The 25,097-nt window shown below is 62.9% G+C and carries 20 protein-coding genes and 1 pseudogene; 7 read left to right on the top strand and 14 right to left on the bottom strand.

Features of this window, described 5'->3' with window-relative positions; genetic code table 11:
- Window positions 1-37: 37 nt before the first annotated feature.
- The 5 genes and pseudogenes from JQ611_RS42835 to JQ611_RS34005 form a co-directional block, all read right to left on the bottom strand.
- Window positions 38-937: a branched-chain amino acid ABC transporter permease gene (locus JQ611_RS42835; protein ID WP_312012323.1), complete on the bottom strand. Its 900-nt coding sequence runs from the start codon at window positions 935-937 to the stop codon at window positions 38-40.
- 138 nt (window positions 938-1,075) lie between these two features.
- A pseudogene (locus tag JQ611_RS42840) lies at window positions 1,076-1,951 on the bottom strand (branched-chain amino acid ABC transporter permease); the annotation flags it as partial.
- 13 nt (window positions 1,952-1,964) lie between these two features.
- Window positions 1,965-2,666, bottom strand: a complete 702-nt coding sequence (locus JQ611_RS33995) for an ABC transporter ATP-binding protein (RefSeq protein WP_212467924.1) — start codon at window positions 2,664-2,666, stop codon at window positions 1,965-1,967.
- Window positions 2,659-3,420 carry an ABC transporter ATP-binding protein gene (locus tag JQ611_RS34000; protein WP_212269152.1) on the bottom strand — a complete coding sequence of 254 codons (762 nt, stop codon included), beginning with the start codon at window positions 3,418-3,420 and terminating at the stop codon, window positions 2,659-2,661. Before JQ611_RS34000 ends, JQ611_RS33995 begins: the two co-directional genes overlap by 8 nt.
- Before the next feature lie 153 nt (window positions 3,421-3,573).
- On the bottom strand, window positions 3,574-4,857 hold the full coding sequence (locus JQ611_RS34005; RefSeq protein WP_212467925.1) for an FAD-binding oxidoreductase: 1,284 nt from the start codon (window positions 4,855-4,857) through the stop codon (window positions 3,574-3,576).
- A 170-nt stretch (window positions 4,858-5,027) separates the two neighbouring features.
- Between JQ611_RS34005 and JQ611_RS34010 the strand changes: the two genes are divergently transcribed.
- The 3 genes from JQ611_RS34010 to JQ611_RS34020 all read left to right on the top strand — a co-directional run bounded on the left by JQ611_RS34010 (window position 5,028) and on the right by JQ611_RS34020 (window position 9,011).
- The gene (locus JQ611_RS34010; protein WP_212467944.1) at window positions 5,028-5,960 is read left to right on the top strand and encodes a LysR family transcriptional regulator; all 933 of its coding nucleotides are present in this window, start codon (window positions 5,028-5,030) and stop codon (window positions 5,958-5,960) included.
- Window positions 5,961-6,212: 252 nt separating this feature from the next.
- Window positions 6,213-7,769, top strand: coding sequence for an aldehyde dehydrogenase family protein (locus tag JQ611_RS34015; RefSeq protein ID WP_212467926.1), 1,557 nt, complete (start codon window positions 6,213-6,215; stop codon window positions 7,767-7,769).
- Window positions 7,770-7,781: 12 nt separating this feature from the next.
- Complete coding sequence (locus JQ611_RS34020; RefSeq protein ID WP_409411317.1) at window positions 7,782-9,011, top strand: pyridoxal phosphate-dependent aminotransferase; 1,230 nt, start codon at window positions 7,782-7,784, stop codon at window positions 9,009-9,011.
- 78 nt (window positions 9,012-9,089) lie between these two features.
- Here JQ611_RS34020 and JQ611_RS34025 read toward each other — a convergent pair whose 3' ends face one another.
- The 6 genes from JQ611_RS34025 to JQ611_RS34050 form a co-directional block, all read right to left on the bottom strand.
- Window positions 9,090-10,445, bottom strand: a complete 1,356-nt coding sequence (locus JQ611_RS34025; protein ID WP_212269156.1) for an MFS transporter — start codon at window positions 10,443-10,445, stop codon at window positions 9,090-9,092.
- Window positions 10,446-10,492: 47 nt separating this feature from the next.
- Window positions 10,493-11,959 carry a wax ester/triacylglycerol synthase family O-acyltransferase gene (locus JQ611_RS34030; protein ID WP_212269157.1) on the bottom strand — a complete coding sequence of 489 codons (1,467 nt, stop codon included), beginning with the start codon at window positions 11,957-11,959 and terminating at the stop codon, window positions 10,493-10,495.
- Window positions 11,960-12,014: 55 nt separating this feature from the next.
- Entirely contained in the window at window positions 12,015-13,736 is a 1,722-nt protein-coding gene (locus tag JQ611_RS34035; protein ID WP_212386155.1) for a long-chain fatty acid--CoA ligase, read from the bottom strand.
- 116 nt (window positions 13,737-13,852) lie between these two features.
- Window positions 13,853-14,278 (bottom strand): phasin family protein, encoded by a 426-nt coding sequence (locus JQ611_RS34040; protein ID WP_212467927.1) that lies wholly within the window; start codon window positions 14,276-14,278, stop codon window positions 13,853-13,855.
- A gap of 62 nt (window positions 14,279-14,340) precedes the next feature.
- Window positions 14,341-15,153: a triacylglycerol lipase gene (locus JQ611_RS34045; protein ID WP_212269160.1), complete on the bottom strand. Its 813-nt coding sequence runs from the start codon at window positions 15,151-15,153 to the stop codon at window positions 14,341-14,343.
- A gap of 449 nt (window positions 15,154-15,602) precedes the next feature.
- Window positions 15,603-16,616: an AraC family transcriptional regulator gene (locus JQ611_RS34050; protein ID WP_312012317.1), complete on the bottom strand. Its 1,014-nt coding sequence runs from the start codon at window positions 16,614-16,616 to the stop codon at window positions 15,603-15,605.
- A gap of 928 nt (window positions 16,617-17,544) precedes the next feature.
- On the opposite strand from JQ611_RS34050, the gene JQ611_RS34055 reads away from it, so the two are divergent.
- The 3 genes from JQ611_RS34055 (at window position 17,545) to JQ611_RS34065 (ending at window position 21,223) form a co-directional block, all read left to right on the top strand.
- A complete protein-coding gene (locus tag JQ611_RS34055) occupies window positions 17,545-18,567 on the top strand; it encodes a zinc-binding dehydrogenase (RefSeq protein ID WP_212386158.1) in 1,023 nt (340 codons plus the stop codon).
- An 80-nt stretch (window positions 18,568-18,647) separates the two neighbouring features.
- Window positions 18,648-19,625, top strand: coding sequence for a sugar-binding transcriptional regulator (locus tag JQ611_RS34060; protein WP_312012318.1), 978 nt, complete (start codon window positions 18,648-18,650; stop codon window positions 19,623-19,625).
- Window positions 19,622-21,223 (top strand): FGGY-family carbohydrate kinase, encoded by a 1,602-nt coding sequence (locus tag JQ611_RS34065; protein WP_212467929.1) that lies wholly within the window; start codon window positions 19,622-19,624, stop codon window positions 21,221-21,223. The genes JQ611_RS34060 and JQ611_RS34065 overlap by 4 nt, the downstream gene beginning before the upstream one ends.
- An 18-nt stretch (window positions 21,224-21,241) precedes the next feature.
- Here JQ611_RS34065 and JQ611_RS34070 read toward each other — a convergent pair whose 3' ends face one another.
- On the bottom strand, window positions 21,242-22,096 hold the full coding sequence (locus tag JQ611_RS34070) for an amidohydrolase family protein (protein ID WP_249133675.1): 855 nt from the start codon (window positions 22,094-22,096) through the stop codon (window positions 21,242-21,244).
- Complete coding sequence (locus tag JQ611_RS34075) at window positions 22,096-23,133, bottom strand: aldo/keto reductase (RefSeq protein ID WP_249133679.1); 1,038 nt, start codon at window positions 23,131-23,133, stop codon at window positions 22,096-22,098. The genes JQ611_RS34070 and JQ611_RS34075 overlap by 1 nt, the downstream gene beginning before the upstream one ends.
- A 738-nt stretch (window positions 23,134-23,871) precedes the next feature.
- Between JQ611_RS34075 and JQ611_RS34080 the strand changes: the two genes are divergently transcribed.
- Entirely contained in the window at window positions 23,872-24,747 is an 876-nt protein-coding gene (locus JQ611_RS34080) for an alpha/beta hydrolase (RefSeq protein ID WP_212467930.1), read from the top strand.
- Here JQ611_RS34080 and JQ611_RS34085 read toward each other — a convergent pair.
- A complete protein-coding gene (locus JQ611_RS34085; RefSeq protein ID WP_212467931.1) occupies window positions 24,744-25,064 on the bottom strand; it encodes a Rieske 2Fe-2S domain-containing protein in 321 nt (106 codons plus the stop codon). The genes JQ611_RS34080 and JQ611_RS34085 overlap by 4 nt on opposite strands.
- Window positions 25,065-25,097 lie beyond the last annotated feature (33 nt).

The raw sequence follows: 25,097 nt of genomic DNA on the forward strand, positions 1-25,097 counted from the left end.
CACTTCCCCGGATGACGAAGTTTCTTATCGAGACGTCTCATTCCTTCGTCGCGACGGCCACTTTGCGAAGTACGGCTTGTGTCGCCGCTGGTGCCCGGCGCCGGCGATGCCAGAACTCGATCAGTTCGCCGACGATGCCGCGCCGGAAGGCGAGCACACAGACGACGAAGATCAGGCCGTGAATGACGGTGACCCATTGTCCGAACGCCGCCAGATAGTTCTGCATGGCGACGACGATGAAGGCGCCGACGAGTGGGCCGTAGAGCGTGCCGACGCCGCCGAGAAACGTCATCAGCAATACTTCGCCCGACATCGACCAGTGCACGTCGGTCAAGCTGGCGATCTGGCTGACGATCGCCTTGGTCGAACCCGCAAGCCCCGCCAGCGCCGCCGAGAGCGTGAAGGCAACGAGCTTGTAGCGGCTCGTATCAAAGCCGAGCGACTGCGCGCGGGCGTCGTGATCGCTGATCGCCTTCAGCACGCGCCCGAACGGCGAGCCGACCAGGCGCATGATCAGGAAGAAACCGCCGAGAAATATCGCCAGCACGAACGTGTAGAGGTTAGCGGGCCGCGAAAGGTCGATCAGGCCGAACAGCATGCCACGCGGAATCGCCTGCAGCCCGTCCTCGCCGCCGGTGAAGGGCGCCTGCAGCGCGACGAAATAGACCATCTGCGCGAAAGCCAGCGTCACCATGGCGAAGTAGATGCCGCTGCGGCGGATGGCGAGCCAGCCCGAGACAAAGCCAAGCACGGCCGCGGTTGCCGTTCCGGCCAGAATGGCGAGTTCAGGAGGCAGCCCCCAGGTCTTCGCCACATGGCCGCAGACATAGCCGGCCGAGCCCAGGAACATGGCGTGGCCGAACGAAACCAGCCGGCCATAGCCGGCGACCAGGTTGAAGGCGCAGGCGAACAGGGCGAAGATCATCGCCTTCATCATGAAGCCGGGATAAACGATGATCGGCGCGGCCGCGAGGCAGGCGGCGACCGTCAGGAAGATCAGGCTTTGCGTACGCGCTGACGGCGCCGGCGCCGACAGGCTCGACTGCGGTTGCCCCTGCGCGGCCTCGGGCTTCGATCCGAACAGCCCCGCCGGGCGGATCAGCAGCACCACCGCCATCACCACGAAGACAACCGTCGTCGAGGCTTCGGGATAGAAGGCCTTGGTCAGGCCCTCGATGATGCCGACGAGGAAGCCGGTCAGGATCGAGCCCATGATCGAGCCCATGCCACCGATCACCACCACCGCAAACACGACGATCAAGAGATCCGCTCCCATCAGCGGGCTGACCTGGTAGATCGGCGCGGCCAGAACGCCAGCCAGTGCGGCAAGCGCAACGCCGGCGCCGTAGGTCAGCGTGATCATGCGCCGGACGCGGATACCGAAAGCCTGAACCAGCATCGGGTTTTCGGTCGCGGCGCGCAGATAGGCGCCAAGCTTGGTCCGCTCGACAACGTACCAGGTGCCGAGGCAGATCACGACCGAAGCGGCGATCACCCAGGCCCGGTAGTTCGGCAGGAACATGAAGCCGAGATGGCTGCCACCCATCAGCGCCTGCGGAATCGAATAGGGCTGGCCCGAAGAGCCGAACCAGTCGCTGAACATGCCCTGCACCATCAGTGCAAGACCGAAGGTGAGCAGCATGCCGTAGAGATGGTCGAGCTTGTAAAGGCGTCGCAGCAGCAGCATCTCGATCACGATGCCGATCGCGCCGACGGCGAGCGGAGCCAGGATCAGCGCCCACCAATAGCCGATGCCGAGATAATTGAGCAGAAACCACGCGCCCATCGCGCCCATCATGTACTGCGCCCCGTGGGCGAAGTTCACGATGTTCATCATGCCGAAGATCACCGCGAGGCCAAGGCTCAGCATGGCGTAGAAGGCGCCGTTGATCAGCCCGAGCAGAAGCTGGCCATAGAGGACCGCGGAAGGGACGCCAAGGATCGTGGTCATGATGCCCTTTCGGTCAGAGTCCGAGATAGCTTTTGAGCGAACCGAGCCTGCCTTCGAACGCCGCACCCGGGATTTCCTCGACGATGCGGCCGAGCTCCACGATGTAGTGCCGGTCGGCGAGACCGGCGGCGAAGCCGACATTCTGCTCGACCAGGAGAATGGTGAAGCCGAGCGTCTTCAGTTCGGTGATGGTGCGGCCGATCTGGCGGATGATGACGGGAGCCAGGCCCTCGGTCGGCTCGTCGAGCAGCAGGATGCGCGCGCCGGTATGCAGAATGCGCCCGAGCGCCAGCATCTGCTGCTCGCCGCCGGACAGCTTCGTGCCCTGGCTGTCGAGCCGCTCCCTCAGGTTCGGGAACAGCTCCAGGATCTGCGCGACCGTCATGCCGCCGGTAACGACCTTCGGCGGCAGCAGCAGGTTTTCGCGCACGCTCAGGCTCGCAAAGATGCCGCGCTCCTCCGGACAGAAAGCGATACCCTTGCGCGCGATGTCATAGGGCGCGGCGCCGATGATCTCACGGCCGTTGAGCGCGATCGAACCCGAACGCTTGTCGAGCAGGCCCATGATCGCCTTCAGCGTTGTGGTCTTGCCGGCGCCGTTGCGGCCGAGCAGCGTCACCACCTCGCCCGCCCTGACACTGAAATCCATTCCGTGCAGGACCTTGGACTCGCCGTACCAGGCCTCGAGGTTGCCGACCGTGAGGATCTCAGGCATGCGCCTGCCCCGTATAGGCGGCCATCACGTCGGCGCGCGAGGAGACCTCCGCATAGCTTCCTTCCGCCAGCACTTCGCCGCGCACCATCACGGTGATCGTGTCGGCGAGTTCGGCGACCACATTCATGTTGTGCTCGACCAGCAGCACCGTGCGGCCCCGGCCGGCCTCGCGGATCAATTGCGTCACGCGCCCGATATCTTCGTGGCCGAGCCCCGCCATCGGCTCGTCGAGCAGCAACACCTTGGGTTCGAGCGCAAGCGTCGTCGCCAGTTCGAGCACGCGCTTGCGGCCATAGGAAAGACTGCCTGCCATCGTCTCGGCATATTCCGACAGGCCGAAACGCGCGAGCAACGCATCGGCGCGATCCAGCACACCACGATGGCGCGAAATCCGGCCGAGCAGATTCCAGGCGAGACCATGCTCAGGCAGCAAAGCGAGTTCGACGTTCTCGCGGACGGTCAGCCCGGCGAACACTGCCGAGATCTGGAAGGAGCGCACCACGCTGCGCTTGGCCATCGCCGGCATGCTGAGGCGGGTGACGTCATGGCCGTCGTGCAGGATCGTACCGGCCGAAGGCGGAAGGTATTTCGTCAGAAGGTTGAACAGGGTGGTCTTGCCAGCCCCATTGGGGCCGATGACGGCGTGCATGCTGTTGCGGGCAAGGCGGAAGTTGACGCTATTGACAGCGAAGAAGCCGCCGAACTCGCGGCTGAGGCCGCGTGTCTCCAGAGCGTAAACGGCGCCATCCGTCATGCCTGTCCCCTGCTGAGGTCTGGATCCCGGATTGGAGAGTCAGATTGGATCCAGACCGCGCGCCCACCTTTGATCAAAAGTTTCCTATCGTCAACTAATTTCCGATGTGATCTTTTTGCTATTCTTCGGAATTCCGAAATTCGATGGCGGGACCTACCGCCGCGCCTGGACCAGATGAAGGAGCTGTGCCCCGACCTCGTAGTAGGTCGATTTGGCGTTCCGGAAGTTGGGCTTGGTCGGCGACGACGCCGGCAGCGGCAGATCTTTCTCGTCGAGTTGTCCAAGCGTGTGGAGCGCCAACAGGCGTCCGAAGGTCGTGCCGGGCGCAATGCCGCGCCCGTTGTAGCCGCTGAAGCCGATCACGTTTTCAGCGAGCTTGTGGAATCGCGGCAGGTTATCGTCGGTCATTCCGATCAGGCCGTACCATTCAGATTCGAATCTGACGTCGCCGATTTGCGGGAAAAGCTTCTTGAGCGCCCGCTTTGCCCAGGATCGGTGAACCGCCGCACCGGTCCCACGCAGCGCGCCACAGCTTCCGAACACGAGGCGGCCGGCACGATCGAAACGAAACGAACTCAGCACTTCATTGGTGTCCCAAGCCCCCTGCCGTTCGGGAAGAATGGACGCACGGATGTTGTCGGACAGCGGCTGGGTGGCAAAGTTGAAATAAGGCAGGTGGACCTGCTCCATCGTAACTTCGGACCAAGGGCCCGTCGCATAGGCATCGGTCGCCACGATGACACGATCGGCGACGACGCTGCCATCAGCAGTTTGCAGCTTCCATTTGCCGCCCATTCGCGCGGCGGAGATAACCGCGCTACGGGTGAATATCTTCGCGCCGGCATTCAAAGCGATGCGAGCAAGACCCCGCGCATAGGCCAGGGGTTGGATCGTGCCCGCGCGCCGATCCCACAGCGATCCGGCGTAAGCCGAGGAGCCAATTTTCGCTTCGGTGTCAGCGGCGTTCAGCAACTCCACCGGCGCGCCGCGGCGGCTCCACTGGGCTGCGCGCGCCTCCAGTTCCTTCATCCCTTTGACGCCGACGGCGCAATGCAGCGTGCCGGCACGCTCGACTTCGCATTCGATGCGATGACGGTCGATGAGATCGAACACAAGCTTCGGGGCGTCGCCCAGCAATCCGAGAAGACGCTCGCCGTAATCGTCGCCGAGCATGTCGGGCAGCACGTCCGGCATCACCCACATACCGGCATTGACCAGACCGACGTTCCGGCCGGCCCCGCCAAAGCCGATCTCCACCGCCTCCAGCAATGCGACTTTGGCGCCGCCCTCGGCGAGATGGAGAGCGGCCGAGAGACCGGTATATCCACCACCGACGATGGCGGTATCGACCTTGATCGATCCGCGTAACTCAGCCGTTTCAGGCGCCGCCGGCGCGGTCAATTCCCAGAGACCGTGGGATCTGGCGTTATCTAGCATCGTCTGCGACGTCCTCGTCTGTTGCCGCCCGCAAGGTCTGGCTTTTCGAGGCGCGTTGACTGGTTCATTCCATTTCGGCAAGTAAGATGCTGACCGTTGGAAGACATGCCGAATGCGTGACTGCGAGGCCGGGCGGTAATCTAGCGTTGCCAGCAGCGCCGGGCCAAGTCATGTTTGGTCAAGACCTCATTCGGCTGGAGAATGACGTGCAGGGCCCACGCCGCTTTTTGCCATCGCTGCCTCTGCTGTCCGCCTTTGAAGCGGCGGCGCGGACCGGAAGCATCACGGCCGCGGCAAAAGAGCTGTCGCTGACGCAAGGCGCGGTGAGCCGTCAGGTCAAGGCGCTGGAAGAGCAGCTCGAGGTCGAGCTGTTTCATCGCGAGCGGCAGACCATCCGCCTGACCGTGGGCGGCGACGCCTATGCCCGCGAGATCCGCGACGCCCTGCGCAAGATCAGCACCGCCTCACTCAATCTACGCGCCAATCCGTTCGGCGGCACGCTGACGCTGGCGATCCTGCCGACCTTCGGCACCCGATGGCTGGCGCCGCGGCTTCCCAAATTCCTCGCGGGCAACCCCGGCATCACCATCAACCTGGTCACGCGGCTATCGAATTTCGACTTCAGGCTGGAGCCCGTCGACGCCGCGATCCATTTCGGGCGCCCGGAATGGCAAGGGGGTGAACTGGCGTTGCTGCGGTCGGAGACCGTGATCCCCGCCTGCAGCGGCGAGCTGCGGGAGCGTTATGGATTCAAGCAAGCAAGCGACCTGCGGAAGGCCCCTCTTCTGCACCTGACGACGCGCCCCGACGCGTGGGAACAATGGCTGACGCTGCACGGCGTGGATGCCCATGCCGTCCATGGCATGCTGCTGGACCAGTTCGCCACCGCTTCCCAGGCGGCGATTTCCGGGCTCGGCGTCGCGCTGCTTCCCGAATTTCTCATCGAGGAGGAGTTGAGCACCGGCAAGCTGGTGCGCGCGCTCGATCTGCCGATGAAAAGCGCCGAGGCCTATTATCTGGTCTGGCCGACCGACCGGGCGTCCCATCCGCCACTTGTTGCCTTCCGGGAATGGCTTCTTCTGGAAACGGCGCCAGACCGCTGAAGCGTCACGCTCTGACAAGGTCGGGTCTGCGACTCATCCGCAACTGTCAGCCGTTTTGGATTTGGCCCATGGTCATTCAGCGCTGGAATGACTTATTGAACTTCTATCGTTTGAAAATGCCGGACCATTGTCCTCTCTATGAGGCGGGACATCGCCTTCCGGCCCCTGACGGAGAACGATGGTGACGTCTCAAGCCAATCGCTGACAGCCGCCTTCTCTGAAATCAACGCGAGCCCTCGGAAAGAGCCCCTCATGTCAGACAAACAATCCGCCAAAACCAAAGACCTCTCGCTCAAGGCCGACGTCGACGCGCTTCTGATTGAACTCGGTGTCGAACCTGTCAGCTATACCGGTGGCACGCTGGTCGCGAGAACCCCGATCACCCGTGAAACCGTGGCGCATGTCAGAGAGATCGACGCCGCCGGCGCGACCTCGGCGATCGAAAAAGCTCATGCGGCTTTCCTGCAATGGCGTCTGATCCCTGCTCCCAAGCGCGGTGAACTGGTGCGGCTGCTCGGCGAAGAGTTGCGCGCCAGCAAGCGCGCGCTCGGCCGGCTGGTTTCCATCGAGGCGGGCAAGATCGAGTCCGAAGGTCTCGGCGAAGTGCAGGAGATGATCGACATTTGCGACTACGCCGTGGGGCTTTCCCGGCAGCTCTACGGCTTGACGATCGCCACCGAGCGCCACGAGCACCGGATGGCGGAGACCTGGCATCCGCTCGGTGTCACCGGCATCATCTCGGCGTTCAATTTCCCGGTCGCGGTCTGGTCATGGAATGCCGCGCTGGCGCTGGTCTGCGGCAACAGCATCGTCTGGAAGCCGTCGGAAAAGACGCCCCTCACCGCTTTGGCGACCGACGCGCTGTTCGCCCGCGCCCTGAAGCGCTTCAAGGCCGATGGCGGCGCAGCGCCCGACGGATTGTCTGCCGTGCTGGTCGGAGGGCGCGAGATCGGTGAGGCCCTCGTCAACAACACCAGGGTTCCCCTGGTCTCGGCGACCGGTTCGACCGCGATGGGACGCGCCGTCGCGCCGAAGCTCGCGCAGCGTTTCGCCCGCGCCATTCTGGAGCTCGGCGGCAACAATGCGGCGGTGGTCACGCCGACCGCCGATCTCGACCTGACGCTGCGCGGCGTCGCCTTCGCGGCCATGGGCACGGCCGGCCAACGCTGCACCACGCTGCGCCGCCTGTTCGTTCACGAGAGCGTCTATGACAGCTTCGTGCCGCGCCTGAAGAAGGTGTATCAGTCCGTTTCCGTCGGCAATCCCCTCACCGGCAATCTGGTCGGCCCTCTGATCGACGGCCTCGCTTATGAATCGATGCAGCGCGCCCTCGGCGAAGCCAAGGCCGCCGGGGCGACCATTGTCGGCGGCGACCGCGTCGCCGTCGCAGGCGCAGGCACGGCCTTCTATGTCCGCCCGGCGCTGGTCGAGATCGGCGGACAGACCGGAACGGTCGAGCGCGAGACTTTTGCGCCGATCCTTTATGTCATCAAATACAGCGACTTCGATGCGGTGATCGAATTGCACAATGCCGTTCCGCAAGGACTATCGTCTTCGATCTTCACCAACGATCTGCGCGAGGCAGAAGCCTTCTTGTCGGCGCGCGGCTCCGATTGCGGGATCGCCAACGTGAACATCGGTCCCTCAGGCGCCGAGATCGGCGGCGCATTCGGCGGCGAGAAAGAAACCGGCGGCGGACGTGAGTCCGGGTCGGATGCCTGGAAGGCCTACATGCGCCGCGCCACCAACACGATCAACTATGGCCGCACGCTGCCGCTCGCCCAGGGCGTCAAGTTCGACGTGGATTGAATGGAAATCGCCGTGAACGCGCCGCTTCCGACATCATCGCATTTCCGCCCGGCCTCCCGGCTTTCATCGATCGGGGTGTCGGAAATCCTGAAGATTACCGGCCTCGCCACCGATCTGAAGCGCCAGGGCAAGGATGTCATCATCCTCGGGACCGGAGAGCCCGACTTCGACACGCCCGCTCACATCAAGGACGCGGCGGCGCGCGCCATGCACGACGGCGCGACCAAATACACCGCGCTCGACGGAACGCCAGAACTCAAATCCGCCATCCGCGCCAAGTTCCAGCGCGACAACGGCCTTGAATTCACCCAGGACGAGATCACGGTTTCCAGCGGTGCGAAGCAGGTTCTCTATAATGCGATGATGGCCAGCCTCGATCCGGGCGATGAGGTGATCATCCCGACACCATTCTGGGTGAGCTACGCCGATATCGTCCTCATCGCAGGCGGCAAGCCGGTTCTGGTGCCGTGTTCGGAAGCCAACGGCTTCCGGCTCACCGCCGGCGATCTCGAAGCGGCGATCTCGCCGCGCACCCGATGGGTGATGCTAAATTCGCCATCGAATCCCACCGGAGCCGCCTATCGCGAAGCTGACTATCGGCCGCTGCTCGACGTGCTGTCGCGACACCGGCATGTCTGGCTGATCGTTGACGATATCTATGAGCACATCGTCTACGACGATTTCCGCTTTGTCACACCGGCCGCGATCGAACCGGGGCTTCGCAACCGCATCCTGACGGTCAACGGTGTTTCCAAGGCCTATGCGATGACCGGCTGGCGCATTGGCTACGCCGGCGGGCCAAGCGCGCTGATTCGCGCCATGGCCATCGTGCAGAGCCAATCGACGTCCTGCCCATCATCGATCAGCCAGGCCGCGGCCGTGGAAGCCCTCAACGGTCCGCAAGGGATCGTGCGCGACCATTGCAGGTCGTTTCAGGAGCGTCGCGATCTCGTCGTTTCCGCATTGAACGCGATCGAGGGCATTACCTGCCGCGTGCCCGAAGGCGCGTTCTATACGTTCGCCAGTTGCGCGGGTCTGATCGGCAAGAAGGCTCCTGACGGCGGCATCATCACGAGCGACACGGCCTTTGCGGAATATCTACTGCGCGCCGTCGGCGTCGCGGTCGTTCCCGGCTCGGCATTTGGCCTCGCGCCGTATTTCCGCATCTCCTACGCAACGTCGGCCGCAGAACTCATGGAGGCCTGCCGGCGCATCGCGGCAGCATCTGCGCAACTGTCCTAGGACAGCCGGTCGCCGAATTAGCTCCTCGGCGCGACGCGTCGCAGTCACCCAACTCAACAGGCATCTTGTCAGGTTCCGTCAGTGCGCAGCCGCCGGCGCTGCCACACCCGCGGTTGAAGTCGGCCGGATCGTCAGGAGCAGGAGCAGCCCGGACAGAAGATAGAGCGCAATCACGAAATACATGCTGTAAGTATTGTCACCTGTGCTCCGGACAATGAGCCCGTTGATCGTCGGACTTATCGCCGGACCGAGGTTGCCGAGGCTGCTGATGAGCGCGAGGCCACCGGCGGCAGCTCCGACCGAGAGGTATTCGCTGATCAACGCAAAGAACAGAGGCGTAGCCGACGCTATTCCGATCACGGCGAACGACAGCGCCAGGAGCGATCCGACCAGGTTGCCCTGCAGCAGCGTCGTCGCGAAGAGGCCGATCGCAGCAATCACCACACATGCTGCAAAATGCCAGCGCCGCTCGCGCCACTTGTCGGAATGCCGGCCGATCAGGATCATGCCGATGACACCGACCGCGTTAGGGATCGCCGCGTAGATCCCGACGAGCAACAGATCCTTGATCCCCCAACTCTGAATCAAGGTCGGCAGCCAGAACACCATCGTATAGGTAGCACCCAGCAGGAGCAGATAAACGAGCGACAGGGCATACACTTTCGGATCCCGCAGCAAGCCGCCGAACGTGCCGGCAGGCTCGCTTCCGACAGCCTTCACGCTATGCGCAAGGCTGTCTTCGAGCAGCTTCTTTTCGTCCTTCGAGAGCCAGGCAGCATTCGCGGGCTTGTCCTCCAGAAGGAAGTACACCAGGAACCCAAGAATGACCGCCGGCAATCCCTGCACCAGGAACAGCCATTGCCAGCCGTAAAGCCCGCTGACCCCGTCGAAATATTTCAAGGTAGCGCCGCAAAGCGGTCCGGCAAGCACGGAAATGATCGTGGTGGCGGACATAAAGATCGCGATGACCTGGCCGCGCCGCACCGATGGATACCAATAGGTGAAATACAAAATGACACCTGGGAAAAAACCTGCCTCGAAGACACCGAGCAGGAATCGCAACACGTAGAACTGCAGTGGCGTGGACACGAACATCATGGCCGATGCGGTCAGACCCCAGAGCACCATGATACGCAACAGCGTCTTGCGCGCACCGATTTTCTCCAGCAGAAGGTTGCTCGGCACTTCAAACAAAAAGTATCCGATAAAAAATATCCCCGCGCCCAGGCCGTAGACGGCATCATCGAACGGCAGAGTTTGCTTCATTTGCAGCTGCGCATAGCCGATATTGATGCGATCGAGATAGGCGATCATGTAAGCGATCAGCAGCAGCGGGATGAGGCGCCAGCTAACCTTCGAGAAAACCGCCTTGAGTTCCCCGCTCTCCAACGCCAGCGATTGCGGCGAAGACGTTTGCGCGCCAGTCGGATGCATGATGGTTCCCCTCCCAAGGATTGCTTATCTTTATGTCAGTCAGCCTATCATGCGGATCGCCGGGATGCATCGGCACCTGATGCACCTCCAGGAGCCTGCTCGACCGGAGGCAGCGCCTCAATTTCGCGCAGCGCCGCCCGCAGGTGCTCCACCAGCTCGTAGGACTCTTCCTGCGACAACACGCGGCGACAGGCAGTGAGGCCAAACTCCAGCAGGCCGGCGTAGCTTTGCACCGTGATGTTCAGCGCGCTGCCATGGTACGGGATCGACACCGGGTGGTAATGCACCATCCGCGCTCCGGCCATGTAGAGCGGCGTCGGCGGGCCCGGGACATTGGAGATGAGGACATTGCCGGCGGCAGGCGCGCGACTCGCGAAGTTGGAGCGGCCGAGCAACGAGGCGAGCCCGGTCATCAGCCATGGCGAGCCCGTGATCGGCACGTTGACCCCGAGGACCGGTTTGAGCTCGCGCACCACCGCTTTCGCGGCCTCGGACGAGGCATGGATCGCCTTGAAGCGCGCCGGAATATCCTTGATGTCGGTTGCCAGGTCGACGCGGACGATCGACACTTGGTTGTTCATCGCGCTGTCGCCTTCCGTGCGAAGGCTCACGGGAACCACCGCGATGAGCGTTTCCTTTGGAAGCAGATCGCGCTCCTTGAGGAAGCGATCCAGCGCGACGCTGCACACGGCCATGACGATGGTGTTGACGGTGCCGCCGACTCGCTTGCCGAGTTGCTTGATGTCCGCCAGCGGCAACGACAGCGTCGTGTAGGAGCGCTGGTTGGTGATCGAATCGTTGAAGATCGTCCTTGGAGCAAGGCCAAGATTCAGCGAGCGCTCGCCGCCGGTCGTGCGCTGGTTGGCGACCACGGTTGCCGCCGCGGTTAGCGCCTTGGCAGCGGTTGGCAGCAGATCCGCCAGCTTGCGATACTGTTCGGCCGAATTGGCAACCGCCGCTTGCAGCAGTTCGGTGACGCCAAGCTGGTAGGAGACGCCGCCGCGCTTGCGGCGTGGCGGCGGCACCTCGCGCATCTGCGGCGAGACATCATAGAGCACCTTTGCAAGCTCGACCCCGGCCTTGCCGTCGACGCCGCTGTGGTGGGCCTTGGAGTAGAATGCGACCTGTCCGTTCTCGAGACCCTCGATGACGTACATCTCCCACAACGGCCGGCTGCGGTCGAGCAGTGTGGAATGCAGCCTCGCGATCAACTGCTCAAGCTGCGCCATCGTGCCGGGGCGGCGCAGCGTAACGCTGCGCACATGATAGTCGAGGTCGATATCATCGTCCTCGATCCATACCGGTTCGGCGAGTTCGAAAGGCATCTGCGCCAGTTTGCGGCAAAGTACGGAAGCCAGATGCAGGCGCTTGCCAAGCATGGCCTTCACTTCTTCGTAGTAGTCGCCCTGATATCCGTCGGGAAGCTCGAACAGCATCAGGCTGCCGACATGCATCGGCGTCTCCGGCGTTTCGAGATGCAGGAAGGAGGCATCCATGCCGCTGAGTTGATCCATCCTCATCGCTCCTTTGCGGTGTCGAGAAATTGTGCGCATCCGGCACTGAAGCGTTTCATTCTGCTGCTCCCACGCGTCTCACGCGCCGGCGCTCCTCTTCGTCATACAAATCCTTCTTCGAAATCTTTCCCACGGCGGTCTTCGGCAACTCGGGGCAAATTTCAAGCGCCTGCACCATTTCGTGTTTGCCGAGCTTGTCCTTCAGGAACGCCTGAAGCTCACCGAGCGAAGGCGCCGCCACACCGGCTTTCAGCTTGATGAAGGCCTTGGGTGATTGGCCGCGGTAATGGTCATGGATGCCGATTACCGCGACTTCCTCGACCGAGGGATGCATGTAAATCGCCTCTTCGAGCACGCGCGGATAGACGTTGTAGCCGCTGCACAGCAGCATGTCCTTGGTGCGATCGACGATGAATATGAACCCGTCCTGGTCCATGTAACCGACGTCGCCGGTGCGCAGGAAGCCATCGGACGTGGTGACATCGGCGGTCGCCTGCGGATTGTTCCAGTAACCCTTCATGACGTTGGCGCCCATGACGCAGATTTCCCCGCGCTCGCCGAGTGGGACATACTGCGCCGTACCATCGAGACCTAGGAACTTTATCACGATGCCGGGCGCCGGCATCCCGCATGACCCGGCCTTCCGCATGCCGCCCGATTGCGCCGGCGTAAAGGTGCCGCTCGGCGAGGTTTCGGTCATGCCCCAGCCTTCGGTCAGATGGCAGCCGGTGATATCTGCGAACCGTTGCGCCACTTCGAGTGGCAGCGGCGCCCCGCCCGAGCCGCAATATTTGAGCGAGCGAAGGCTGTGATTTGGCGTCTCCGGATGGTTGATCAGCGCTGTGAACATTGTCGGCACGCCGCAGAACACGCTGATCTGCTTGTGCGAAATTTCCGCCAGCGCGGCCTCAGGGTCGAAGCGCACATGCTGGATGATTTCGGCGCCGGCGAGGATGCCGAACAGCACGTTCACGGTCAGCGCATAGATGTGAAAGGGCGGCAGCACGGCGAGCATCCGCTCCTGCCCTTCGACGAGCACCGGCGGATTGCCGCGCGTCGTCTCCCAGAACTGCTGGCAGGCCGCCGACAGATTGCCATGGGTCAGCATGGCGCCCTTGGGCAGGCCGGTCGTGCCCCCGGTATATTGCAGCACGGCGATCACTTCGCGCGGATCTGACATCGGGTGGTGTTCCGGCGCGCCGTCATTGGCGAGCAGGTCGGCAAAGCGAATGCGACTGTCGTCCCACGTCACATCGCTCACCTGCCCGGCCGCCTTCATCTGGCCTGCGAGCACGTCCGGCGACGCCGTCATCTCGGCCAGACTGCCGACGATCAGCTTCTGCAGCCTTGTCTTGCCGAGCATTCCCGCCATCTGCGGATACAGCGTGACATGGTCGAGCGTGATCAGGAAATCCGTCCGGCTATCCTCGATCTTGTGCTCGAGAACCTTGGCGGCATCGAGCGGCGAATAGTTGACCACCGTACCGCCGGCCTTCAGTACGCCGAAGAACGCGATGACGTAGTGCGGCGTGTTATGCAGGAACAGGCCGACATGCACGCCCGGCCGGACGCCGAGTTGCTGAAGTCCCCGCGCCGCGCGATCCACCTGGTCGCCGAGCTCGCGATAGCTGAGACGCTTGCCCATGAACTCGATCGCGGGCCGATCCGGCCATTTCGCGATGGTGTCATCGAGAATGTTCTGCACCGGCATCGAAACGATCTCGGCATCCCATCTCACACCCACCGGGTAGGATTTGATCCAGGGCATGTCGTTCATCTTGAGCTTCTCCCAGAACAACGCACGTCTTCCGCCAGGTCGGCGTATCGGATGATCCGTCCGCCGCAGCAGCCTTACTGGCCGCAAGCCGCAACATCCGGACGGCCGGCGCTGACTTACTTCGGCAGCAATAGTTTCTGCAGGTTGCCGAGATTTTCCTGCAAACGGTCCTGAACGATCTTCCAGGCGTTGTTGCGCGACTGCGCTTCCATCGCAGACAGTTCGTTGAAATTCGCCAAGGCCTTTTCAACGCCAAGTTTGGCCGCTTCCGCCTGCTTGGTCAGGCTGTCCGCACCGCTCGCATCCTTGATCGCAGCCTGCCATTGCGCGAGCGTTTCTTGCAGGATCTCGTTGCGCCGCTCGACAAGCGCCGCAACCCCTGCATAAGCCTGCCGGTTTGCCTCGACCAGCGTCTCCATGTCCTTGCGCTGCCATTCGATCAGCGCCGCTATGTCGAGTCCGGGCGTTTGGAATTTCTCGGCAAATTTCCTGAGATCGTCGGACCACATCGCGCCGCCCGGCTGCTTGCTGTCTGCTTCCATGAAAAACCCTCCTCTTCGATTGAACTCCGGCCGTGATCACGTCGCGGCAGAGGCCGCCAACCCTATGCGGCGAATGGGCCGGCATCGGAGCCGCCCGCGCTAGCCTGGTGATGCCGCCGCGGGTCCGGAAAAAGCAGGCGTTTCAGGCCGCTTCGGTCGAACGGCCACAATTCGCCTTCCCGCATCGCGAGCCGGTCCGCGATGGCATAGAGCGCGACGGGGTTGTGCCCGAGCCCGCAATGACTGCCTTCCACCTCGATATTCTCGGTTGTCGCGCTCTCTTGTTCACGACAGCCCTGCCACGCGACGATGCCATCGCTACGGCTGTAGATCGCGGTGCTTGGCACCGGAGGCGGCAGCTTCATGGCTTCGCGCCCGGGCCAGTCTTCCGCCCGGCGCCCGCTGAGGGTTTCATAGAGCTGCCAGGCGTTGCTTGCTTTGGGTTCGTTGGCGAAGGGGCTGCCGAGCGTGATCACCTGGCGTACCAGCGATGGCGTCCGTCGCGCCGCCTCGCGCGCAAAGACGCCGCCTAGGCTCCAACCAATCAGGCTGACCTTGCGCTGATAGCGCGCGAACAGTTCCGCGAGCCGCTCGTCGATGCCGGGTTCTACGCCGGGATGTGGACCATGGTTCGAGCCCTGCTTCCAGCCATGAGCTGCGTAGCCCAGGTCTTTCAGAAGTGTTCGCAGCGGTCGGGTCGAGACATCACTTGCCGCCAGGCCGGGCAACACAAGCACCGGATGGCCATCGCCACGCGGCGCCTGCCGCAGCAACGGATATGTCGCGAAGAACGCCTGCAACTCCCAAATGCCGCGCATCTCGAGCGCCAGCAGCAGCCGCGACGGCGGCCCGACGGGTTCGGTCGCCCGATCCATCACAATTCCTCCCCTTTGAATGCAGCGCTCATGGCGCGCTCACATCAAGTCTTTGGCTTGATCGGGATCGGAACGCTCAGGTTCGGATCAGACCTCTCGTGCAGCTTGATTTGAGGTTACGGTAACGAGCGCCTCCGACCCTCGAAAGGTGCAAATGACCCGCTTGCCCGGTGAGTTTGGGACACAGCCCGCGATGCCAAGCTCTGCCGGATTCGTGCTGCACTGCAATCATTTAACGCGCGGCGACTGCTGCATGCATGATGCTTGGCTGGAAAACGCCCTGACGATCGGGTGTCCTGAACGCAGCGCGAGCCCGGACACAAAAATCGCGAAAACAACCCCATGCAAAGTAGAAAAACCCGGCCTTGCAGCACCCGTGCTGCTGGCGTCCGGGGCACGAGAAGAAAATGGTCCGTCGTCCCGGCTCCACCTCATCTCGTTCCGCCTAGCTAGATGCCAAGCGAAAGCCGGAAATCAGACGGACTCTTTCCCGTCCACCGCAGAAACGCGTGCCGGAAATTGGCGGCGTCGCTGTATCCCAGCCGATTGGCGATTTCCTCATTGGTCATTTTCGTCTTGCGAAGGTACTCGATGGCAAGATGCATCCGCACCTCGGCCAGGATATCGCGGTAAGCCGTCCCTTCCACCTCCAGCCTGCGGCGCAGCGCCCGCGGATGCATCGAGAGCTTCTCGGCAACAACTTCGATGCCGGGGTATCGGCCGCGCAGTTCGATCAGCATCCGCCGAACGTCCGCCGCGACGCCGCCTCCGCGATTGACCTCAGCCAGGATTTGCTCGCACATCTCGCGCGCCATGGCGTGACTGCGCGGGTCGGCGAGCGATACCGGACCATCAGCTGTCGCCAAATCATAGCCATAGGCGTTGCTTCGCTGCGTGAACAGAACCGGACATGCGAAGAGTTCGTCGTAGAAGGCGACATGCTGCGGCGTCGCATACACGACGGCGACGTGCGAGTATCTGAATGATGGCCCGACCAGATCCCGGGCGATCATCAAATGTGCCGCCAGCGCGAACTCCACCGCAAACCGATAGGCGTCCTCGGTGGGGTCCACCCAATGCCGCGGCTCGACGGTGCACAGCACGGTCGTCTCGTCATAGGCATTGCTGGCATCGCAGAACGGGCCGATCACACGGATGTAGCGGTTGGCGAAATCGCGGGCGTCGGCGTAGGTGGGACTGCTCAGCAGCGCGTATCCGTACATTCCATACGTCGTGACGTGCATGCGCTGACCCGCGCGGAGCGCGATGGCAGAATCTTTCGACAGGCGGAGGGCGTTGCGAATCACCGTATCGAGTTGCCGATACGAAATCTGGGTGGTGTGTGCCTCCAGCTGGGACCGATCGAGTCCAGTACCGTCCAGTGTTTCGGACGCATCGACACCTTGCACGTTCAACTCCGAAACGATCGCGGCGATCGAATGCGGTGAATAGATGCGCTGCACGAAGTCTTGCCGCGACAGGCCGCATGATTCACCGTCCTGTTTTTGCGACTTGCCTCCTTCCCTCATAGCCGTGCCCTACCCGCGCCGCTCTCCTGTTGCCAGCGGCCAGAAAGACACACTACCCACCGCGCTCGGCACAGACAACGCCGATCGGACACCTCAACTCGGTGTTCTCCTCGACCCGGCGGTCTTCCGATTCTATTTGACCATCTTGGATTTGAGGCCATTCAGTCATTTTAGCGCCGGCAGTTCGGGACCGGTGCGCAGGACCCGTAACCCGCGCATCATTCTGAATGAGGCGTAGAGGCATCGGCTGGCTTATTTGCATCGCAATCGGCGAGCCTGGAGCCGAGCTCGGTTACGTCCTTTCGCAAGTTCGGTTCGGAACGAGCCCCGAAAGTCGTCTTCATGGATCGCGATGCTTGTTCGCCGCGGTTCCAGCTTCCGTAAAGGCAGAGGCGAGGTCCGCATGCTGCCGGTTCACCACCGCGCTTCGATGATTGATCGGACCTCAAGGCAGCCTCTTCGAACTCGTTGCGGTTGCGTCGCTATCCTCCGGCCGACGGGAGATCCCACCATGAGTTTGTCGATGATATCGCTCCGGGTGATCGGATGAGCTGGCGACCCCGCACCGTGCAGCAACGCCGCACGGGTGGGCTCGTAGATCAAATGGCCGAGGAAGCGCAGCCCGAGACCGACCGCGCGACGGACACCTGCACCATTACTTCAGGTCTGCGGGTGGATCGCAGCAACCTCTTCCTAAGAGATTGAGATAACTATATTTTTATAATTCGTAGAAACTGGACTTCTGTCAAAATACAAATGTTCTTTGCATTTTTCATATGTTGCATCTCATAGAATACGAATGTAAGAGAGCACAATAGGAATGTCCCACAAGGGGACCCGGTACAAGCCGGGTGCAGGGTTGATGAGCCGAGCTCTCTTCATCGACGGCGCCAAAAAAGCGCGGGTAGCGCAGTTCAATCTGCGCGAGGGCCGCGAGGACGAAGTCCTGATGGATGTCGCCTCGGTCGGCGTCTGCGGCAGCGATCTGCATTATTTCAAGGACGGCGGTATCGGCAGCACGCTTATCAACGAACCCTTTGTCCCCGGGCATGAGTTCGGCGGCTATCTCTGTCAGGACGTCGAGGAACTCGGTCTCACGCGCGGCCAGCTCGTTGCCGTCGATCCAAACAAGGCATGCGGTCGGTGCGAATGGTGCCATGAGGGCCATCCCAACCTCTGCCCCAACGTTGAGTTCATTGGAGCTCCTCCCTTCGACGGCGCGATGACGGAGCGCATCTGGGCACCAAGGTCGCAGCTCGTCGCGCTGCCGAATGGCTTCGACGCGCTGGATGCCGTCATGCTGGAGCCGCTCGGCGTCGCCATTCACGCCGTCGGGCTCGCCAAGCCGCGCATGCTCGAACGCGTGGCCGTGCTGGGCTGCGGCCCGATCGGCCTGCTCATCGTCCAGGTGTTGAAAGCTGCCGGCGCCGGTGAGGTTCTCGCCTGCGATCCGCTGCCGCATCGCCGCGCAATGGCCGAAAAGATCGGCGCCGATCGCGTCGGTGAAAGCGCCGCCGACATTGCCGAATGGTCCAAGGGCGGCTGCCCCCTTGTGCTGGAAGCGACGAATTCGCCGTTCGGCTTCCGCGACGCCGTAACCGCGACGCGCATCGGCGGACGGATCGTGCTTGTCGGCATTCCCGACGGCGACATTTACACCTTGCCGGCCGCGGACGCGCGCCGCCGCGGCCTGAACATCAAGTTCGCGCGGCGGATGGGCGACGTCTATCCGCGCGCCATTGAGTTCCTCGCAGCGGGGAAGATCGACGTACGCTCGATCGTCACCCACCGCGTCGCGCTGGAGGAAGCGCCCGGCGTGTTCACGGCACTTGCCGAGAATGCGCCCGGCTACGTCAAGGTCCTCGTCGATCTGAAGGGGAGTTGAACCGACGCCGGAATGACACCTGGCCGCCACTAACAAATGGGAGCATCACGATGAAGCCGGCGTATGCGTGAGGTGAGGCCGTGAGCGACACACCCGACAGCGAAACGAGGACAATGCGCATCAACGCCGAGGACCTGGCCGAAGCGCAAATCCAGGCTCGAGCCTGCTGGTATTACTATGTCGGCGCGATGACGCAGCAGGAGATTGCCGATCGCCTCGGGCTGACGCGGCTCAAGGTCAACAAGCTGCTCGGGCAGGCACGGCAGGATGGGCTCGTCAGCGTCGAGATCAAGCTGCCGCTCGCCAACTGCGTTGCGCTGGAAGAGAAGCTGAAGGCGCGCTTCGCGCTCGACGATGTTTCCGTGGTTCCTAGCCTGCCCGATCCCGATGCGCTGCAACAGGTGATCGGCGAAGCCGCGAGCACGATGCTTCATCCCCTGCTGAAGGATGGCATCGGCCTCGGCGTCGGCTGGGGCCGCACGCTCAGAGCCGCCGCGCGCACGCTCAAGCAGCGACGATTCGCCCGCAGCTGGGTGACTTCGCTGATGGGCGGCATGACGCGCGGCGCCGGCACCAACACGTTCGAGGTCGCGACCGAGTTTGCGCGCCTGATCGGCGCCGAATGCTACTACGTCGCGGCACCGATCTATTGCCCGTCGGTCGAGAGCCGTTCCACGCTCCTGACGCATTACGGACTTGCGGACGTGATGCGCCGGGCTCGCGAAGGCCAGATCGCGCTGGTATCCTGCGGTGACCTGACACCACGCTCGCTGCTCGCGGCGACCCATATCGTGAATGAAGCGCTGGACGGACTGCGCAAGGCGGGCGCGGTCGGCGACCTGCTCGGAACGTATCTCGACGAATACGGCCGCCCGGTCGACCACCCTCTCAATTCCCGAGTCATGGCGCTGAGCCCGCAGGAGCTGAAGGCGTATCCGATCTCCATCCTGGCCTCGGGCGGGCTACCCAAGGCGCCGGTGATCCGCGGCATTCTGAACGCGCGCTATGTACGCTGCCTCGTCACGGACGAATCTGCGGCAGCGGCGCTGCTGCAATGAGCCTGCTGCTCGCCATCGATGTCGGTACGTTGTCGGCGCGCGCCGGGCTGTTCGACGCGTCGGGCCGGCTGGTGACCGCGCGCAGTCATCCGTTCGAACTGCTGCGGCCCGCGGAAAACCACGCTGTTTATCGGATGGACGAAATCTGGGCCGCGGTATGTGCCGCCATCCGCGCCGCCATTGCCGATGCGCCGGGTGCGGCGGCTGCGATCGCGGGCGTCGCCGTCGACGCGACATCCTCGACCTATTTCGAGGCGAACGGCGAGCCGCCGCTGCAAGGCGATGCTGACGTGGTCTGCTGGATGGACCATCGCGGCGAGCGCGAGGCAGCGGAGATTGGAGCATCCGGCGACCATTATCTGGATCATGTCGGCGGCACGGTCTCGCCGGAGATGTATCTGCCCAAGATTCTCTGGGTAAAGCGGCACACGCCGGAGGCGTGGGCGCGCGTCACCGCCGTGCGCGACCTCTCGGACGAAGTCGCTCGCCGCATGACCGGCATCGATCGGCACTCCGTCTGCGGGCTTGCCTGCAAGTTTCCCTACCTGCCTGCCGACCCTGATCCGTGGCGCCGCGATCTGCTCGCTACGCTTGATCTCTCCGATCTGCTGCGGCGCGGCAAGCTCGCCGAGCCGCCGGGCCTGGTCGGCCAGGTTCACGGAACGGTATCCGCGGATGCGGCGAAGGCGCTCGGCATTGCGCCGGGAGCGCCGGTCGCGATCGGATTGATCGACGCGGAAGCAGGCGCTCTCGGTGTCGTGGGCCACGGATTTCGCGACAAGATGGACCGCACGCTGGCGCTGATCGGCGGCACCTCAAGCAGCTACATGTGCTGGGCGGAGGATAAGCGGCACATCTCCGGGGTCTGGGGTCCCTTCAAGGACGCGGTATTTCCCGGCTACTGGATGCACGAGGCCGGGATGAGCATTTCGGGCGCGGCGCTCGACGCCGTGCTGGACCAGCATCCCGCCAGCCCCGGCAAGGCGTCGGCGGCGCGACACGCGGAAACTGCGCGCGATATTCTCGCGCTGCTCGATCTCGAAGGCCCCGCCTTCGGCGCGCGGCGGCATATCGTCCCCGATTGGCTCGGCAACCGCGCGCCCCATGGCGACGGTGCGGTGCGCGCGCTCGTCAGCGGCATTGGCCTGGAGACGAGTTCACGCACCTTCCTCGAACATTACTACGCGACGGCCCGCGCGCTCGCGCTGCAAAGCCGTCATATCCTTGAGCATCTCAACACGCGTGGCTATGCGATCGGCCGCGCCTGTCTCGCCGGCGGACACACCAGGAATCCGCTGATGGTACGCCTTTATCGCGATGCGCTTGGCGCAGACCTCGTCATCTCCCACTCGCCCGAACCGGTGCTGCTCGGCACCGCGATGGTCGCCTCCGTCGCGGCCGGGCTTTACCCGGATCTGTTTGCGGCGCTCGACGCGATGGCGCCGGAGCAGACGATCCACAAGGCCGACCCGATATGGGCGGCGGCGAACGATGCCGCCTATTCGACTTATCTCAAGCTGTTCGCCATCCGCAACGAAATCGAGGCCGAAGGTCGGCGACCGGCCGGCCGCCCCTCCGCGTCCGCAGCCGCATTCTGAACGCGATGTCTTTTCTCGTCAGCAATTAGCTTCAACATTCCGTCCCCGGCTTGAGAGATAGATGCGAGCCGCGTTACCGCCGAAGATAGCCGCCTTTTCATCCGGTGACAGACCGGCGAGCAGGGTTTCGGCGGCGGCAATCCATTTTTCATAACCGCCCGCCAGATTGACCACCGGCCAGTCGCTTCCCCATAGCAGGCGATGCGGTCCGAAACACGCAACGACATGATCCACCGCTTTCCGCAGATCCGTAATCTGCCAATCCGGTGCGGCCTCTGTCACCAATCCCGATAGCTTGCAGACGATATTGGGGCGTTCGGCGAGCAGCGCGACATCGCGATACCAATCTGCTGTCTCGCCGGTCGCAAGCCGGGGCTTGGCGCAATGGTCAAGCACGAACTGCAGATAGGGATGATCATCGACCAGCCGCAGCAGTCGCGGCAAATGGCGCGGCAGCACCAGCGCGTCGAACGCCAGGTTGTTTCGGGCCATCGCTGCCAATAGCGGCGCCAAGCCAGGGTGGAGCAGCCAATCGTCATCGGGCATGTCCTGCACCATCGGCCGCAATCCAACCAAGAGTTTGTGCATGGCGAGTGCATCAATGCGCGCCCCGCCGTCGGCTACGTCGAAGTCCGTCCAGCCGACCACACCCCGCACCACCTGTGCCTTCGCCGCGATGTCGAGAAGAAACATGGTCTCCGCCTCGGTCGGTGCAGCCTGCACCAGGATCGTCCCCCTGATGTTCGCGGCAGCCAGGTGCGGCGCCAGATCCGAAAGGGAAAAGTCGCGGTGGATCGGCGCGAGCGCGGGAGTCAACCAACCATAATCGCCACGCGCGAGAGTCCACAGATGATGATGCGCATCGATCCGCATCAGCCGGCTACCGGCAGCGGAACGGGCGCTTCCGCAGCCAGCAGGCGCTCGGCCTTCAGATCGGCCCAAAGCACCGCTGGCACGTCGCAGGACAGCGCGGCTACGTTGCGTTCGACCTCCTGCGGACTCTGGCCCCCCAGCACAACGCTCGCCACCGCCGGATGGCCCAGGGCAAAATGCAACGCCGCGGTTGGCAGGGCAACGCCATGCGCATCACAGATGCTTTCGATCCGAGCTACCCTTGCCAGGATCTCAGGTGGCGCATCCCTGTAATTGTATTTGGCACCGCTCACCGCGCCGGTTGCCAGAATACCTGAATTGAATACGCCGCCGAGCAACACACCGATCCCCTGTTGTTGCGCAAGCGGCAGAAACTTTGTCAGCGCCGGCTGCTCCAGCAGGGAATAGCGCCCCGCGAGCAGCATGGTATCGAATGAACCGGCTTGCGCGAAACGCACGCACATCTCGGCCTCGTTCACGCCGATCCCGATGCCCGCAACAACGCCCTCTGCGCGAAGCCGGTCCAGCGCCACGTACGCGCCAGTCATGGCCTCGCGAAACCGCTCGTCGATCGCGTCGACGCCATGAGTCCAAACGTCGACGTCATAGATCAGCAACAGGTCCAGCCGGTCGACCCCTAGCCGCAACAGCGACTGTTCCACCGAACGCATCGTGCCGTCATAGGAATAATCAACCACTGCCTGGTGCGGCAGCCCTCCTACAAAACCGGAACGGTCGCCTCGACCGCGAAACGGATCCGTCCAGCGACCGACTTTGGTGCAAACGACGATGTCCTGGCGCGGCACGCGCCTGATTGCGGCGCCGCAACGATGTTCGGCAAGGCCGTTGCCATAGAGCGGAGAAGTATCGAGGAGATTGATGCCCAGCTCGAATGCACGTTTCACGGTATCAATGGCCGTGCCGTCATCCAGTTGCACATAGAGATCACCAAGCGGCGCGGTTCCGAATCCCAGAACCGAAACCTGAAGCCGCGTCCCACCAAGAGCACGGCGCGGCACCGCAAATACTGGTTTCATATTGACCGGTTCTCTTCGGCCCATCGCCCAGTCGCGGCGATGCGCCCTTACCTTGCTTGCCATTGGAGAAGTCCGCTGGCTGTGAACCCTCGCGATATTGCCAGCCGCGGCCGCCGTTCAATGGGACCGCCCTGGCTGGATGTTGATTTTGCCACCGAAAAACCTGGAGCGGAAGTCAATCCGACCGTACCAAGCGGCAATCGCATCCGATGTTCGGCCGTGCACGAAAGCGGTACCGGCTGACCGACAGGCCGGATTCGACGTGGACCCGTGCGGCGCGATCGCAATGTCTCTCGGTGTGCCGGACCGGCAGCGGGGAACACGCACCCGACGACACATCGAAATGCAAGGCTGCTGACGCTGGTTGTCGCTGGATTTTCTTTGATCTCCCGGTGCAGGCATCGTGCACACGTCGCCTTCTAACCACTCGAGGAGATTAAACTCCCGCTCCAATCCATCATGGGGGCGACGGAAAGCGATAGCCTCGCCATTTCAGTAGCTTATCTTGCTTTCTCAATGGAGATGAACAGCGGACGTGCGCGCCCAAAATAGACCAAATTGCGCACGTTCGTACCCGGTTGACCTCTCGGTGCACGGGACCCGTAATCCGCGCGTCATTTTGGGGGGGACGTAGAGCAGTCGGTTGGATTATCTGCACGATCGTAATCAGCGAGCTTGGCAAGTTCGGTTGCTGGGACCGGCCGCGCGAATATACTGACCGAGGAGAAAGCGTCGGCAATGGGAATAATTTGTGTGAATGATACGAGAGTGACGAACGACAGGTCTTCATATCCCCGGTTGAACTGGGCCGCGCTTTCGCAAGCCGAGCGCGACGCTGCCTATGACAACAATGCAGCGGTAAAGAACAGCGCGGCGCTGATCGCTGAGCGAAACCAGGCTTCCGAAGCGCTGCGCGCCAGCCGCAAATCGATTCTGGATGTGCCCTATGGCGACCGCGAAAGGACGAAGATCGATCTCTATCCGGCGACCGACGGGACAGCCCCCTGCCTGGTGTTCCTGCACGGCGGCTACTGGCAGCGCAACGCACGCGACGTATTTGCCATGCTCGTCGAAGGCGTCGCGGCGCATGGCTGGTCGGTTGCCATCCCCGGCTACTCGCTGGCGCCCGACGCATCGTTGACCCAGATCGTGGCGGAGATATCCCACTCCCTCGATTGGCTGGCGCAAAACGGAGCGGCATACGGCATCTCCGGTCCCGTTATCCTCTCGGGCTGGTCGGCCGGCGCCCACCTCGTCGCCATGGCGCTCGATCACCCGCACGTCGCCGCGGGATTGGCGATTTCGGGCGTGTACGATCTTGCGCCAATCCGCGATACCGGTCTGAACAACGCGCTGAAGCTGACCGACCTGGAAGTGGCACAATTGTCGCCGCTTCGCCTGCCCGCTGTCCATAAACGGCTCGATATCGCCTACGGTACCGCCGAACTGCCGGCGCTGGTTTTCGATTCAATCCAGCTTCACGAAGCACGCGTGGCCGCAGGCGCGCCAGGCAGGCTGGTCCCGATCGAAGGTGCAAACCATTTCAGCATCCTCGGCGAGCTGCGTCGTCCTGACGGCGCGCTTGTGGATATCGCCCGAAAGCTCGTCGGTTAGGTTGCCGGCGATCTGATCGCCCCGGCGTCGATCCAGACCTGATCGTCTCCGATCCGGACAGGGTAGATCCGCAATGGCCGGCTCGACCAGCCGTAGGAAATCTGGCCATTGCGCAGATCGAACGAGGCCGCATGACGGGGGCAGCACAAGCGTCCTCCGGACAGGCACCCGAGACTGAGGTCGGCCTGTTCGTGCGGGCACATTCGTTCGCAGGCCACCGCGCGACCTTCGTTCCAGACCAGGATCAGATCGACGCCGGTCACACGGGCACAGACGATCGTTTGTGAAATCAACCGGCTGAGGCCGCAGACCGGCATCCATTTTTCGTCGCCTGACAAGGCCGTCGTTTG

This window comes from Bradyrhizobium sp. AUGA SZCCT0182 (assembly GCF_018130185.1).
Classification (GTDB): Bacteria; Pseudomonadota; Alphaproteobacteria; order Rhizobiales; family Xanthobacteraceae; genus Bradyrhizobium.

Bases quoted from the DNA above. Each gene is read 5' to 3' on its own strand.
- JQ611_RS42835 (WP_312012323.1), bottom strand. From the start codon at position 937: ATGATGAAGGCGATGATCTTCGCCCTGTTCGCCTGCGCCTTCAACCTG.
- JQ611_RS33995 (WP_212467924.1), bottom strand. From the start codon at position 2,666: ATGCCTGAGATCCTCACGGTCGGCAACCTCGAGGCCTGGTACGGCGAG.
- JQ611_RS34000 (WP_212269152.1), bottom strand. From the start codon at position 3,420: ATGACGGATGGCGCCGTTTACGCTCTGGAGACACGCGGCCTCAGCCGC.
- JQ611_RS34005 (WP_212467925.1), bottom strand. From the start codon at position 4,857: ATGCTAGATAACGCCAGATCCCACGGTCTCTGGGAATTGACCGCGCCG.
- JQ611_RS34010 (WP_212467944.1), top strand. From the start codon at position 5,028: ATGTTTGGTCAAGACCTCATTCGGCTGGAGAATGACGTGCAGGGCCCA.
- JQ611_RS34015 (WP_212467926.1), top strand. From the start codon at position 6,213: ATGTCAGACAAACAATCCGCCAAAACCAAAGACCTCTCGCTCAAGGCC.
- JQ611_RS34025 (WP_212269156.1), bottom strand. From the start codon at position 10,445: ATGCATCCGACTGGCGCGCAAACGTCTTCGCCGCAATCGCTGGCGTTG.
- JQ611_RS34030 (WP_212269157.1), bottom strand. From the start codon at position 11,959: ATGGATCAACTCAGCGGCATGGATGCCTCCTTCCTGCATCTCGAAACG.
- JQ611_RS34035 (WP_212386155.1), bottom strand. From the start codon at position 13,736: ATGAACGACATGCCCTGGATCAAATCCTACCCGGTGGGTGTGAGATGG.
- JQ611_RS34040 (WP_212467927.1), bottom strand. From the start codon at position 14,278: ATGGAAGCAGACAGCAAGCAGCCGGGCGGCGCGATGTGGTCCGACGAT.
- JQ611_RS34045 (WP_212269160.1), bottom strand. From the start codon at position 15,153: ATGGATCGGGCGACCGAACCCGTCGGGCCGCCGTCGCGGCTGCTGCTG.
- JQ611_RS34055 (WP_212386158.1), top strand. From the start codon at position 17,545: ATGAGCCGAGCTCTCTTCATCGACGGCGCCAAAAAAGCGCGGGTAGCG.
- JQ611_RS34065 (WP_212467929.1), top strand. From the start codon at position 19,622: ATGAGCCTGCTGCTCGCCATCGATGTCGGTACGTTGTCGGCGCGCGCC.
- JQ611_RS34070 (WP_249133675.1), bottom strand. From the start codon at position 22,096: ATGCGGATCGATGCGCATCATCATCTGTGGACTCTCGCGCGTGGCGAT.
- JQ611_RS34075 (WP_249133679.1), bottom strand. From the start codon at position 23,133: ATGAAACCAGTATTTGCGGTGCCGCGCCGTGCTCTTGGTGGGACGCGG.
- JQ611_RS34080 (WP_212467930.1), top strand. From the start codon at position 23,872: ATGGGAATAATTTGTGTGAATGATACGAGAGTGACGAACGACAGGTCT.
- JQ611_RS34085 (WP_212467931.1), bottom strand. From the start codon at position 25,064: ATGCCGGTCTGCGGCCTCAGCCGGTTGATTTCACAAACGATCGTCTGT.